General features: G+C 42.3%; 12 protein-coding genes and 1 tRNA gene. 5 read left to right on the top strand and 8 right to left on the bottom strand.

What is annotated here, in order from left to right; all coding sequences use genetic code 11:
* Positions 1-24: 24 nt before the first annotated feature.
* The 7 genes from fba to murB form a co-directional block, all read right to left on the bottom strand.
* Positions 25-891: a class II fructose-1,6-bisphosphate aldolase gene (fba, locus tag PG418_RS07735; RefSeq protein ID WP_022219974.1), complete on the bottom strand. Its 867-nt coding sequence runs from the start codon at positions 889-891 to the stop codon at positions 25-27.
* Between the two features lie 40 nt (positions 892-931).
* Positions 932-1,003, bottom strand: a tRNA-Glu gene (locus PG418_RS07730).
* A gap of 86 nt (positions 1,004-1,089) precedes the next feature.
* A complete protein-coding gene (locus PG418_RS07725; protein ID WP_022219975.1) occupies positions 1,090-1,986 on the bottom strand; it encodes a diacylglycerol/lipid kinase family protein in 897 nt (298 codons plus the stop codon).
* A gap of 121 nt (positions 1,987-2,107) precedes the next feature.
* Entirely contained in the window at positions 2,108-2,371 is a 264-nt protein-coding gene (locus PG418_RS07720) for an HPr family phosphocarrier protein (RefSeq protein WP_008372676.1), read from the bottom strand.
* Positions 2,368-3,327, bottom strand: a complete 960-nt coding sequence (gene whiA, locus PG418_RS07715) for a DNA-binding protein WhiA (protein WP_022219976.1) — start codon at positions 3,325-3,327, stop codon at positions 2,368-2,370. The genes PG418_RS07720 and whiA overlap by 4 nt, the downstream gene beginning before the upstream one ends.
* Positions 3,328-3,335: 8 nt before the next feature.
* Positions 3,336-4,217, bottom strand: a complete 882-nt coding sequence (gene rapZ, locus PG418_RS07710) for an RNase adapter RapZ (RefSeq protein ID WP_022219977.1) — start codon at positions 4,215-4,217, stop codon at positions 3,336-3,338.
* A 2-nt stretch (positions 4,218-4,219) separates the two neighbouring features.
* On the bottom strand, positions 4,220-5,131 hold the full coding sequence (murB, locus tag PG418_RS07705) for a UDP-N-acetylmuramate dehydrogenase (RefSeq protein ID WP_008372669.1): 912 nt from the start codon (positions 5,129-5,131) through the stop codon (positions 4,220-4,222).
* Between the two features lie 287 nt (positions 5,132-5,418).
* On the opposite strand from murB, the gene PG418_RS07700 reads away from it, so the two are divergent.
* Positions 5,419-6,711 (top strand): HlyC/CorC family transporter, encoded by a 1,293-nt coding sequence (locus tag PG418_RS07700; RefSeq protein ID WP_022219978.1) that lies wholly within the window; start codon positions 5,419-5,421, stop codon positions 6,709-6,711.
* A 286-nt stretch (positions 6,712-6,997) separates the two neighbouring features.
* Entirely contained in the window at positions 6,998-8,602 is a 1,605-nt protein-coding gene (gene pckA, locus PG418_RS07695) for a phosphoenolpyruvate carboxykinase (ATP) (RefSeq protein ID WP_008372665.1), read from the top strand.
* A gap of 416 nt (positions 8,603-9,018) precedes the next feature.
* Here the strand turns inward: pckA and PG418_RS07690 are convergent, their stop codons facing one another.
* Positions 9,019-9,708 (bottom strand): hypothetical protein, encoded by a 690-nt coding sequence (locus PG418_RS07690; RefSeq protein WP_022220390.1) that lies wholly within the window; start codon positions 9,706-9,708, stop codon positions 9,019-9,021.
* Between the two features lie 703 nt (positions 9,709-10,411).
* On the opposite strand from PG418_RS07690, the gene PG418_RS07685 reads away from it, so the two are divergent.
* The 3 genes from PG418_RS07685 (at position 10,412) to PG418_RS07675 (ending at position 14,420) form a co-directional block, all read left to right on the top strand.
* Positions 10,412-13,456 (top strand): SrtB-anchored collagen-binding adhesin, encoded by a 3,045-nt coding sequence (locus PG418_RS07685; RefSeq protein WP_027089110.1) that lies wholly within the window; start codon positions 10,412-10,414, stop codon positions 13,454-13,456.
* A 238-nt stretch (positions 13,457-13,694) separates the two neighbouring features.
* On the top strand, positions 13,695-14,021 hold the full coding sequence (locus PG418_RS07680; protein WP_027089109.1) for a YdcP family protein: 327 nt from the start codon (positions 13,695-13,697) through the stop codon (positions 14,019-14,021).
* Between the two features lie 15 nt (positions 14,022-14,036).
* On the top strand, positions 14,037-14,420 hold the full coding sequence (locus PG418_RS07675; RefSeq protein WP_027089108.1) for a YdcP family protein: 384 nt from the start codon (positions 14,037-14,039) through the stop codon (positions 14,418-14,420).
* Positions 14,421-14,492 lie beyond the last annotated feature (72 nt).

Raw genomic sequence — 14,492 nt, 5'->3', positions numbered from 1 at the left:
TCCATGATATTATCAAAAATCAGACTATTCAGCTTTTCCGTCAGAACCGAACAGAATCATTTTCTCTTTTACTTTTTCAACGATTGCATCTGCACCCGGTTTCAGAAGTTTACGTGGATCGTATCCTTTTCCTTCAAGATCCTTTCCTGCTTCAATGTATTTGCGGGTAGCTTCTGCGAATACCAGCTGACATTCTGTATTAACATTGATCTTAGAAACTCCAAGGTCAATTGCTTTCTTAATCATATCATCCGGAATTCCTGTACCTCCATGAAGTACGAGCGGAAGTTCTCCTGTGAGCTCCTGAACTGCTGCAAGAGTCTCAAAGCTGAGTCCTTTCCAGTTTGCCGGATATTTTCCATGAATGTTACCGATACCTGCTGCAAGGAAATCAACGCCAAGGTCTGCAATCATCTTACATTCCTTAGGATCTGCGCATTCGCCCATTCCTACAACACCGTCTTCTTCTCCACCGATAGAACCAACTTCTGCTTCGATAGAAAGTCCTTTTCCATGGCAAAGTTTAACAAGTTCTGTAGTCTTCTCAATGTTTTCTTCGATCGGATAATGCGATCCGTCAAACATAACTGATGAGAATCCTGCATCTATACATTTCAGGCAGCCTTCATAGCTACCATGATCAAGATGAAGTGCAACCGGAACCGAAATGTCCATTTCTTTGATCATTCCATTTACCATTCCTACAACTGTTCTGTATCCAGCCATGTACTTTCCTGCGCCTTCAGACACACCAAGAATAACCGGTGATCTTAATTCCTCAGCTGCAGTCAGAACTGCTTTGGTCCATTCAAGATCGTTGATATTAAACTGTCCTACTGCATAATGACCTGCTTTTGCTTTTTTTAACATCTCTGTTGCTGAAACTAACATTTTGTATTCCTCCACTTCTCTGTTAAAGGCTTTTATAGGCTGACCCCCAGGGGAATCGAACCCCTGATTCGACCGTGAGAGGGTCGCGTCTTGACCGCTTGACCAGGGGGCCAGATGTATGTTCATTAGCTGTCTGGCTAACTCACTTGCTTAGTATAACGTACTTCTTTTCATTTGACAAGACCTTTTTTTATTTTTTTACTGTTCCTCTTCCGGAACTACGATTTTAAGCGCCTGTTTCGCGTTCTTGATGCAGACACTATCGTGTTCCCCACCGAACTCTCCATCCAGCGTCCATGGGATCTCTTCCACTGATTCAAAATGGATCTCACCTGTCTTAAATGAATAAATGTGCTTCGTATTGATCTGGCTGCTCAGAAGCGCCCCAATGATCTCCTGAAGCGCGAGCGGGTTCTTCGGTGTCCGGATCAGGGTAACCTCAAATTCTCCGTCATCAAAAACCACATTCTTCCCGATCATATTACGGAAACCGCCAACAGATCTGGAATTCGTCACCATACCATAAATAAATTCGTCCTCAATCGTTTCTCCGTCATGTGTCACTTTTAATTTATATGACGGGATATCAAAAATTCTGGTTGCTCCTTCCAGCACATATGCCAGATGTCCCAGAACATTCTTCATTTCCTGCTTTGTCTCATAAGATACATCCGTGAAGAGTCCGAATGCTGCAATGTACACGAACACATCTCCGTTAAACCGTCCGATATCACAGGGAAATTCTTTTCCCCCTGCAGCTGTACTTGCCGCCTGGAGAAGATTCTTCGGGATATGGAGACTGCTCGCAAAGTCGTTGGTCGTTCCTGTCGGGATGTAACCGACCGGAATCTTTTTTTCTCTCTTCATCATTCCGGTTACGACCTCATCAAGTGTTCCGTCACCACCACTGCAGATCACACGGTCATACTCCTCTGTAAATGTCTTTACTTTATAATAAGCGTCTTTATATTTCTGCGTCGGATATACAACCACTTCATATCCTGCTTTTACAATAATGTCAATAATATCAGAAAGCTTCGGTTTTAAAAGTCCCTTTCCTGCATTCGGATTATAAATAAACAATGCTTTTTTCATACGTCCGTCCTCCTGTTATCTATTCTTTTCTCTATAAGGGCTGTCCCCACAGCTCCTTACGGATACATGCATTATAGCATAAAGAGCCTGCTTTCGGCAGACTCTTCAAAGTTTTATGCAATTATCTGTTCTTAACGTTCACAAGAAACCTTTCGATACCAGCTGCTGCTTCCTTTTCATCTGTTCCGTTCGCAACAACGGTGATTTCCTCTCCCGGCATCAGTGTCAGACTCATCATCCCCATAATGCTCTTTGCATTGACTTGCTTCTGGTCAACTTCGATATATACCGAACTTGAATACTGACTAGCTTCCTGAACAAGAAGTGCAATCGGTCTGGCGTCTAATCCCTCGGACAATTGAATCTTAACAGGTTTTTTGATCATAATGTTCCTCCTTGCTTAGCCCTTATCTCTTCCGCCATTTCACTTAACTTGCGCAATCTGTGGTTCACTCCGGACTTGCCTACCGGATTTTGCAGAAGTGCGCCTAACTCTTTTAAAGATGCCTCCGGATATGTAAGTCTTGTAAGGGCCATGTCCTTCAATCCTTCCGGCAGCTTATCGAGTCCTTTTGTTTCCTCAATATACCTTATATCGTCAATCTGCTTTACAGCAGCGGAAACCGTTTTATTGATATTCGCAGTCTCGCAGTTCACTTTTCGATTCACCGTATTCCTCATATCTTTCAATATACGGATATTCTCCAACTCCATCAGTGACTGATGTGCCTCCATCACATTCAGCACATCCACGATCTGAGCTCCTTCTTTCAGATAAACCACAAATGATTTCTTCCTTGATACAATCTTTGCGTCCAGAGCAAAACATCTCATTATCTTCTGAATCTGCTGCGCTTTTCCCATCGACGCACAGACAATTTCAAAATGATAGGACTTCTCCGGGTCGCTCATGGATCCCGATGCAAGAAAAACGCCACGCAGGAAAGACCGCTTACAGCAAGTCTCCTGAATCACGACATTCTTTACTACAGAAAGCTCTTCTTCCACGTCTCCATAAGGATTGAGCAGTTTTGCCGCCTGAAGCACCCTGATAGCATCTTCGTGTTTTTTTACAACTATATAATAGTAGCTGCTGCCTTTTTCCCGGTTCACCCGAATAGCGATATCAACCACTATATTAAACGTTCTTCTCAATAAAGTAAAGCTTTTTCTTGCAACTGCCAGATTTTCCGTATGAATCTTAAGTGCTGCATGACCTCTGCTGTCGATCATGACAGCCCCGCACATGCTGATGATCGCTGCAAGTTCTGCAATCTGGCAATGTCTTGCAGGACTTAGCTGACGCGATATTTCTTCTTTAATATTTCCAGAAAAAGACATACTATCACCTATTTTGCTTTCGTAATTGCATCTTTCTCGATATCACGATGCTCTTTTCTTACACCATACTCTTTCTCTGCCACAGACAGCCGTTCATACAACTCATTGGCAAGTGTCACGGAGCGGTGTTTTCCGCCGGTACATCCGATTGCGATCACAAGCTGGTTCTTTCCTTCTGCAACATAGTTCGGAATCAGGAACTCAACCATGTCGACCAGCTTCTTCAGGAATTCTTTTGAAATATCGTTATTCATCACGTAATCCCTGACCGGCTTGTCATTGCCACTCTGCGGGCGAAGTTCATCAATATAATACGGATTCGGAAGGAATCTGACATCAAATACCAGGTCTGCATCACTCGGAATTCCATATTTAAATCCGAAAGATAACACAGTAATGTACAGATTCTTGTATTCTTTATTCTCGGCAAAAATACGGTTCAGTTCACTGCGCAGCTCCCTGGTCAGCATCCGGCTTGTATCCAGGATATAATCTGCCCTTTCTTTTAAAAAGGCAATTTTCTTACGTTCTTTGGCAATCCCGTTCTCAATTCTGCCGCCCTTTGAGAGTGGGTGGTTCCTTCTTGTCTCTTTATATCTTTTCACCAGTGTATCATCATTCGATTCAAGGAAAAGAATCTCCAGTGGTATCTTGGCTTTTTCAAGTTCGTCCAGAACCTGGTCCAGTGCACGCAGATTCTGTCCACTGCGAATATCAAGTCCCAAAGCGATTTTCGTGATCTCACCATTTGGAACGATCAAAAGTTCTGTCAGTTTTGTCATTAAAGGAATTGGCATATTATCCACACAGAAATATCCCATGTCTTCCATCATTTTCAAAGTTGTACTTTTCCCTGCTCCGGACATTCCCGTTACAATTACGAATCTCATCCCTAAAATTCTCCTATTTGTTTCACTTCCGGTTCCATCGTAACACCGGTATCTTCTTTCACTTTCGCTGTTACCTGCCGGATCAGCTCCATCACATCAGCCGCCGTCGCATTTCCTTTATTGATCACAAATCCACTGTGTTTTTCAGAAACCTGTGCTCCACCTACTGTAAATCCTTTCAGACCACTGTCCTGGATCAGTTTTCCTGCAAAATATCCTTCCGGACGCTTAAAGGTGCTGCCTGCACTCGGATACTCCAGCGGCTGCTTCGATACCCGCTTCTGACGGAGGTCATCCATCTGCGCTTTTATTTCTTCTTTTTTGCCTTCTGTAAGCGAAATCACGGCACCCAAAACGATATATCTTTTCTCCGGGATAATGCTTGTACGGTATCCGAGTCCCAGTTTTTCTGCCGGAAGCTCCATGATCTCGCCCTCTTCTGTCATAACCCTGACACTCGTCAGTACATCCTTCATCTCTCCACCATACGCACCGGCGTTCATCACAACCGCTCCGCCAAGCGTTCCCGGAATACCTGCTGCGAACTCAAATCCGGTCAGTGCTGCATCAAGTGCTGCATTTGCAATCTGCGCAAGCGAACATCCTGCCTGCGCCGTGATCTGATTTCCTTCTACCTGAAATGTTCCCATACTCTTATAAAGCTGGATGATCGCTCCTCTGAAGCCTTTGTCTCCAACCAGAAGGTTGCTTCCATTTCCTACTATATATATAGGTATCGAAAATTCCCGGCACACCCGAATTGTCTCTGCCAGTTCCTTTTCATTCGATGGCATGATAAAATAATCTGCCGGGCCACCGATCCGGAAGGTTGTATGCTTCTTCATCGGTTCATCCTTCTGTATTTTGGCTGCATCGACCACATTATACAAACATGTCTCAAAATTCTGTTCCATTCTCTTCTCCTAGTATCTATAAATATTCTATGCCATTCTTCTTTTTTTATTTAACAGGAAATTGCCATTGGACCTCCCGCCAAATAGAAGTTACTACGTACCAAAGCACGTTTTAATATCATCCTCATATGACGTAAGTGCAAAAATAAATTTTGACACTTACATCATATGATACACCAAAAAATATGCAAGTTCAACGCGCTCTTGCAAAATTAAGTGAAATGCGATATAGTAAGGCATAACATAGAAATTTTATCAATATTTTCAAAAAGGAGTGATTTTTAACTGTGGACTCGAGTGTCTCGCAAATACTTATTTTGCTAGTCCTGCTGCTCTTATCCGGCATATTTTCGTCAGCCGAGACAGCACTTACAACCTACAACAAAATCCGGATGCGTGCCCTTGCAGACGAGGGTAACAAGCGTGCCAGCACCGTACTTGCCGTAACTGAGAATTCAGGTAAAATGCTTAGCGCGATCCTCATCGGCAACAACATTGTTAATACTGCGGTAGCTTCCCTTGCCACCACAATCGCATACCGCCTTGGTGGAACCGCCGTCGCGATCGCAAGTGGGCTTATGACGCTTCTCATCATCCTTTTCGGAGAGATTACTCCGAAGACGATGGCAACCATTCATGCTGAGAAGATGTCTCTTTTCTACGCACCGGTTATCAATATTTTCATGAAGATCATGACTCCGTTTATCTTCATTGTAAACGGTCTCTCCACCGGTCTTCTGATGCTTCTTCGCATCGATCCGAATGCCAAAGACAATACCATGACCGAAGCTGAACTCCGAAGTGTGGTAAATGTCAGCCATCAGGACGGCGTGATCGAATCAGATGAAAAAGAGATGATCTACAATGTGTTTGATCTCGGTGATGCCATTGCCAAAGACGTCATGGTTCCCCGTGTCAACGTAACTTTTGCTGATATTGACAGCAGTTACGACGAACTGATCGACCTGTTCCGGGAAGACAAATTCACCCGTCTTCCGGTTTACCAGGAGACAAAAGATAATGTTGTCGGAACGATCAATATGAAAGATCTTCTTCTTTACGACAGCAAGAAAAGTGAGTTCCAGATTAAAGACATTCTCCGTGAAGCCTACTTCACTTATGAATACAAGAGCATTTCCGAGCTTCTTGTTGAAATGCGCCAGGCCTCTTTCAATATCGCAATTGTCCTGGATGAATACGGTGAAACATCCGGTCTGATCACCCTGGAAGATATCCTTGAAGAGATTGTTGGCGAAATCCACGATGAATATGATGAGAATGAAGAAGAAAATATCAAAGCGGTAGGCAAACACGAATATATTATTGAAGGTTCTACCAATCTTGACGATCTCAATGATTCCCTGGATCTGAATCTGGAATCGGAAGATTATGATTCTCTCGGAGGCTTTATCATCGAAAAGCTGGATCGTCTTCCAAAAGCCGGTGACTCTGTTTCCACCGAAGACGGAATCCGTATGGTCGTAGAAAAGCTCGATAAAAACCGGATTGAGACAGTTCATCTGTATCTTCCGGAGAATTACCGCGAACATACGTCTGACTCGTTGGAAACTGACGACTAAGCAGACCTCCCGGGAAGAAATCCTGACAGATTTTTTCTTTATATTTTGCAGGATATACAATAATTTCAGGGCAGCCCAAAGTGGACTGCCTTTTTCTTTTTCGGATTTCGTTATTTTTTAAACAATTTTTTTAAGAAATATTGGTTTTTTATTGATTTTATTGCGTAATTATGTATAATTATGGTAAATGGGTGAAGAATTTTACTTCATCAGATGATAAAATCTGCGCTCACAGCTTTTATCATTTAACCATTTAACTAGAATTAGGAGAAAGAGGTTAATTGCAATGGCAGAAATCAATTTAAGCAAGTATGGTATTACTGGAACAACAGAAATCGTGCACAACCCTTCTTACGAATTACTGTTTGAAGAAGAAACAAAAGCAGGTCTTGAGGGATTTGAAAAAGGTCAGGTCAGCGAACTCGGTGCTGTGAACGTAATGACAGGTGTATACACCGGACGTTCCCCTAAAGACAAATTCATCGTAGTTGATGAAAACTCTAAAGACACTGTATGGTGGACTTCAGACGAATATAAGAATGACAACCATCCGGCTTCACAGGAAGCATGGGAAGCTGTAAAGGAGATCGCCAAGAAAGAACTTTCTAACAAGAAACTTTATGTTGTAGATGCATTCTGCGGCGCTAACAAAGATACACGTATGGCAATCCGTTTCATCGTCGAAGTTGCCTGGCAGGCTCATTTTGTAACAAACATGTTCATCAAACCAACAGCTGAAGAACTTGAGAACTTCGAACCAGACTTTGTAGTATACAACGCTTCTAAAGCAAAAGTTGAAAACTACAAAGAACTTGGACTTAACTCTGAAACAGCTGTTTTATTCAATATCACAAGCAAAGAACAGGTTATCGTTAATACATGGTACGGCGGAGAGATGAAGAAAGGTATGTTCTCTATGATGAACTACTACCTCCCACTCAAGGGAATCGCTGCTATGCACTGCTCAGCAAACACTGATCTGAACGGCGAAAACACAGCTATCTTCTTCGGACTTTCAGGAACAGGTAAGACAACACTTTCTACAGATCCTAAGCGTCTCCTGATCGGTGATGACGAACACGGCTGGGATGACAACGGAGTATTCAACTTTGAAGGTGGATGCTACGCTAAGGTTATCAACCTTGACAAAGAATCTGAACCAGATATCTACAATGCAATCAGACGTGACGCTCTTCTTGAGAACGTAACTCTTGATGCAGAAGGAAAAATTGATTTCGCTGATAAGAGTGTAACAGAAAATACACGTGTATCTTATCCGATTAACCACATTGAAAATATTGTACGTCCGGTTTCTTCTGCACCGGCAGCTAAGAATGTAATCTTCCTGTCTGCAGATGCTTTCGGAGTACTTCCGCCGGTATCTGTACTGACTCCGGAACAGACACAGTACTACTTCCTGTCTGGATTCACAGCTAAACTTGCCGGTACAGAACGTGGAATCACAGAACCTACACCAACATTCTCTGCTTGCTTCGGACAGGCATTCCTTGAACTGCATCCGACAAAATATGCAGAAGAACTTGTTAAGAAGATGGAAAAGAGCGGAGCAAAAGCTTACCTCGTTAACACAGGATGGAACGGAACAGGAAAACGTATCTCTATCAAGGATACTCGTGGTATCATCGATGCAATCCTGAACGGAGACATCTTAAATGCACCGACCAAGAAGATTCCTTACTTCAACTTTGAAGTACCTACAGAACTTCCGGGAGTTGATTCAGGAATCCTTGATCCTCGTGACACATATGCTGATGCTTCTGAATGGGAAGAAAAAGCTAAGGATCTTGCTGCAAGATTCGTTAAGAACTTCGCTAAATATGAAGGAAATGCTGCTGGTAAAGCACTTGTATCTGCTGGACCGCAGGCTTAAATGCGAAATTAGAAGATGGATGTGGGAGAGTTTCTCCTGCATCCATTTTTTTGTGTATACGATGAGCCAAGTGCAGATTTGTGCTTGCACAAGGATCTGCATTTGGCGAATGTACATCATCGAGCTGTCAAGCGAGATGGTGTACAAAGTATACCAATCGAGTAGGCGTCAGCTTACTCGATTGTGCGAAGGGACGATGGAGAGGCTGCAATAACCTCTCCCTCTGGTTTTTCAAGACAAAACAGAATGGAATGATTTATAAGAAACAGAACCCACAGCCATCTTCGGGCTGTGGGTTCTGTTGACTGTTGAAGTTTGTTGGTTGCAGATATTCCTTTCGTACTTTTAAAGTATGACGATAGTGTAATATCAACTACATGTATTTACGTAAAATAATTTTTTTCTGCAGTATATTTCTACTTCTCTTCTGGGGGAAGTTCTTCACCGGCTAGTTTTAAGATGTTGCTGATCTCATCTTCGGTGATGCCGGCGAATTCTTCCAGCTCGTCTACGCTGACTTTTCGGCCGAGTTCATCGGAAAGTTTTTTGATCTGTTCATCAAGGTCGTTGACTTTTTCTACCATGCGGTTATCTTGTTTTTTAGTCTCTTCCTGAGATTCAAGAAGTGCCTGCATGCTTTCTTTTGCCATGCTTAAAAGGGCTTCGGTATCATCTGCATGGTCTTCCATGGCGAGCATGAGTCCCATGTTGCCTTCCTGGACGAGATCTCCGATGTAGATATCTGCCCTGTGCATCTCTTTTGCCATGGTGAGGATTGCCGGTAGGAGTTCTTTTAATGGATCCCCATCTCTTAATCCTTTCAGATCCTGCTCGTAAAGGTTTAAATAATTCTGTTCTTCCTGGGTATATCGGATCGGTTCTTCGGTGTTTTCTGCATTTTTGATCGAACCACCGGCTTTGACGTAGCCTTTTACGATTACTTTCTTGGAAAGAAGATAATCAAATACAAGCTCCATCTGTTCTGCTGATAAATTGTCTTCTGCGAAGTAAGCTTCGACTGTGGCTTTGTCTGTGATGTTATTTTGGCTTTCACACAGGGTAAGGATCCCTGCAAGTTTTTCACGAAATTCTAATCTTTCTGCCATATTTTGATTCTCCCGATTCTATAATGTATGAATATATTTTTCTTGTTCTTCCGGTCAAGAAAGACAAGAAACGTAATCAACAAACTAATGATTGCTTTCCTGTAGCATATCGCTACAGATTTATCATAACATTATATTTCCTACCTGACAATTTATTTTTCTGCAATCTGGTATCAAGAGCAACTAAATGCTTTTTGTCTGATTGTTTTGTTCGATATATTCAGCTATTTTTTCTAAGAGATATGTGCCGCCTACTATGATTGTGGTGCCTCCGATGATTCCGATGATAAATGGTGCCATAACTGTCATTCCTTCCGTTTCTGTTTATGTAGGTTTCTTTTGACAGTTTTATTGTATTAAATCTACGGGTGCAGAACTATCATGGTTGATTTAAATGTTTGTTAAATCAGCACGCAGCATATTTTTCTTAATCGATTTCTCATTTTCACTTTTCAGGATATCCGACATATATTATATAAAGTTCATTTTTTGAGGTATATCTATGCCTGTATCTATCATGCTCGATGCCGGTCATGGGGGTTGTAGATAACGCAAGTAATGAAAACAACGAAAATACAAGGAGAAAGGCAACTGTTGTACCTATTAAAATAAAATATGTGTGAGAGGACAAGCCTTTCAATAATGTAGACGTTCAGAAATGAGCGTCTATTTTTATACCCAAAATGAAAGGAGCATTAGATTTATGAAAAAGACATGGAAACGATTGTGTACGGGCTTCTTAGCTCTTGCAACTGTCGTTACTGCTTTACCGACTACACCCGTTCATGCAGAAAGCAAGCAATACTGGACGGAAAGTGCAGAACGTGTCGGTATCATTGAAAAAGTAATGAATGACGGTTCTATTGGTTCGACATTCAATGAGGGCTATATGAAAGTCGAGGGCGAAACTGCCTATTGTATTGACATCAATACAGATTTTAAGAACGGCTATAAGACCAGAGCTGACGCAAGCTCACGCATGAGTGCCGACCAGATTTCAGATGTGGCGTTATCCTTAGAGTATGTCAAACAGTATGGCGAAGCTCACAAGGAATTGAACTATAAACAAGTCTATCTGTTGGAACAATGTGTTGTCTGGCAGAAATTGAGCGTACATCTTGGCTGGCAATGTGATAACGTGCGAGCTTCTTATGATGAAATTCCAAAGGCTACGCAGGACGAAGTTTTCTCTGGTGCGAAAGCCTTTGTCAAAGAAAATAAAGGACGCTATGAATGTGGCGGTTATATCTACTCTGGCGAGGGGCAGGAATTGGGACAATTCTGGGCGAAACTGAATGTCGGAAATACGAAACTGCAAAAGGTTTCCAGTAATGCCAGCATCACAGACGGTAACGGGAATTACTCAATCGCTGGTGCAACATACGGTGTCTTTTCTGATAAAGACTGCACAAAACAGCTTGCCACCCTTACGACTGATGAAAACGGAAACACAGATATTGCAGAGGTAAAAGCAGGCACAGTCTATATCAAGGAATTATACGCACCAGCAGGATATAAAGTGGATAAAACTGTATATTCCTTAAAGGTTGAAGTTGGAAAGACAGCAATTTTGAAAGTATCAGATACGCCAAAAGTAACGGACACTTTGATTGAGCTTTTCAAGATTGATATGGAAACACAGAAAGACAATCCGCAAGGGAACGCTTCTTTAGCAGGTGCGGAATTTACATGGAAGTATTATGCTGGCTTCTACAATAAAGACAATCTCCCTGCCGAAGCTACTCGTACATGGGTTACAAAGACAATCGCTGAAACAGACAGCGACGGGACAACTCATTACATCACAAAATTAGCGGACACATACAAAGTATCTGGCGACAGCTTCTATATGCAGGACGGCAAGGCGGTTCTTCCACTTGGAACACTAACCGTAGAAGAAACAAAAGCTCCAAACGGCTACTTGTTAGAGGGTGCATATATGCAGGCTGGCGATAAGTCCGAACAGATAAAAGGCTTATATGTAACACAGATTACCGAGGACGGCGACCTTGCCGTATTATCTGGAAGTAACCAGTTTTCCGTATCAGACAAGGTTATCCGTGGCGGTGTCAAAATTCAGAAACGAGATTTAGAAACGGGCGATACAAAGCCACAAGGAAGTGCCACTTTGAAAGATACTGCCTTTGACATCATTTCCTTAAATGATAATGCAGTATTGGTTGAGGGCAAGTTATACAAGAAAAATGAAGTGGTAAAGACAATTCGTACAGATATTGAGGGTGTCGCTTCTACTTCTTCTGACCTCTTACCTTATGGAAAATTCCGTATCGTTGAGAGTGAAGCTCCCAACGGTTACTTAACTGACGGTGCAAAGCCGATTGATTTTACAATCACAGAAAATGGAAAAATCGTGGACTTAACCGAAAAAGCCCATTCTATCTATAATCAGATTAAGCGTGGAGATATTGAGGGTGTAAAAATCGGTGCAGGCACACACAAGCGTCTTGCTGATGTTCCTTTTAGGATCACAAGCAAGACAACGGGCGAAAATCACGTCGTGGTAACTGATGATAACGGGCAATTCTCCACTTCTGCTGAATGGGCTTCTCATAAGCACAATACCAACGCAGGAAAGACCAGCGAGGACGGTGTGTGGTTTGGAACTTCTGAACCAGACGACAGCAAGGGTGCATTACCTTATGATACCTACATCATTGAAGAAATGCGTTGTGATAGTAACAAAGGCTTTGAACTTATCCCACCTTTTGAAATCGTGGTATCAAGAAATAACCTTGTGATTGATTTAGGGACGCTGACTGATGAATACGAAAAAGAAATCTCTATCCATACCACAGCGACCAGCAAGGACGGCGAAAAGACTATCCTTGCAGGAAAAGAGGTAACAATCGTTGATACGGTCAAATTAGACGGACTTACAAAAGGCTCAAAATATCAGCTCAAAGGTTGGCAGATGTTAAAGGAAGAAAACGCCGAGCTTGTCATTGACGGAAAGCGTGTAGAAAATGACTATACCTTTGTCGCTGATGATGAGGAAATGAAAATAGAAATTACATATACATTCAATGCGTCCGAGCTTGGCGGTAAAAATCTGGTAACATTCGAGGAATTATACGATTTGAGCAATTCAGACGAACCCGTAAAAGTTGCGGAGCATAAAGACATTAAGGACGACGGGCAGACCGTACTTATCACAGAGCGTATCATCAAGATACATACAACCGCTACCGATAAAGACGGCAACAAAGAGCTTGAAGCTGAAAAAGAGGTAACAATCATTGATACCGTAACCTTAGAGGGCTTAGAAATCGGTACACAGTACAAACTTGTGGGCTGGCAGATGTTGAAAGAAGAAAATGCAGAACTTCTTATCAATGGAAAGCGTGTGGAAAGTGATTATACCTTTACCGCTGACAGCGAAGCTATGAAAGTGGAAGTTGCCTTTACCTTTGACGCTACTTCTCTTGACAGCAAACAGCTTGTAACTTTTGAGGAATTGTACGATTTAAGCAATCCAGACGAACCGAAGAAAGTTACCGAACATAAGAATATTGAGGATAAGGGACAGACGATTACCTTTAAGGAAAAGCCAGAAGAACCAGAGAAACCCGAAACACCACCGACACCAGAAAAGCCTAGCAGACCTAGCGACAGTCCCAAAACGGGCGACAGTACAAATGTAATGGCATTTATCGTGATGTTGCTTGCGTCTGCTGGTGGACTGGCTGGAACATATCTTTACAAACGCCGTAAAATGAAGAAATCATAAGGCGGTAACGGTATGAGGAAAGAAAAATCACGCTCTCCGCCGAAGCTGTCAAACGGCAGATTTTTGCTTATTCTGGCTTGTCTGCCTACAACCTGCAAGAACACGGATAGTCAAGGGTGCGTAAGCATTGATTTTACCCTTTACTATCTGGGGGATTGCTGGTACTTCCCAAACCGCCAGAATAAGAAATCACAATTAAAAAACTTATCAAATATAGAAAGAAACGAGGTAAAACAATATGGAAATGAAATATGTCGTGCCAGATATGACACAGTCTTTTGGAACTCTTGAATTTGCAGGCGAAAGCGAGCCAGTCTTTGAAAGAGATAAAAATAACCGCAGGGTCTTAGCCAGACGAAGCTATAACCTTTATTCTGACATACAGAAAGGCGAAAATGTTGTGGTGGAAATTCCTGTGCAGGCTGGCGAAAAGCATTTCAAGTATGAACAGAAAGTAAAACTTGTCAATCCGAAGTTATACGGCAGAGGTTACGCAATCGGGGATATGGGACATACCGATTATGTATTAGTTGCTGATGATATTGTAGCAGTTGAAGAAAAGTAAAGGAGTGAAGAATTTATGAGATTATCAAACGGGTTTGTTATTGACAAAGAGAAAACATTTGGAGAATTAAAGTTTACAGCGGTACGTGATGTGTTCTTGCAGAATGAGGACGGGACACCGAGTACCCAGCTTAAAAAGCGTATCTATGATTTGAAGTGCAGTCTGCACGGTGGAATTATCCCCGTGTCTGTACCGCCAGAAGTACCGTTAAGGGAATTTCCTTACAATGCAGTTGTGGAGCTTGTCAATCCAGTAGCCGATACGGTATCAAGAAAAACCTATACGGGTGCAGATGTGGACTGGTATGTAAAGGCAGAGGATATTGTGTTGAAGAATAAAGGCAACCAGAACGCAGGTAGCCCACAGAACCCTACACCGCAGGGACAGCCGAAGAAATAAAAGTGATGTATTTGTCTTAATTTTGATTGACACGAACAATGCGGAGTGATATATTTATCTCATAAAGATACA

The organism is Bariatricus sp. TF06-38A (assembly GCF_027690675.1).
Lineage (GTDB): Bacteria > Bacillota > Clostridia > Lachnospirales > Lachnospiraceae > Allocoprococcus > Allocoprococcus comes.
The sequence above is the reverse complement of the archived record's forward strand: the minus strand, read 5'-3'. Positions and strand labels throughout refer to the sequence as shown.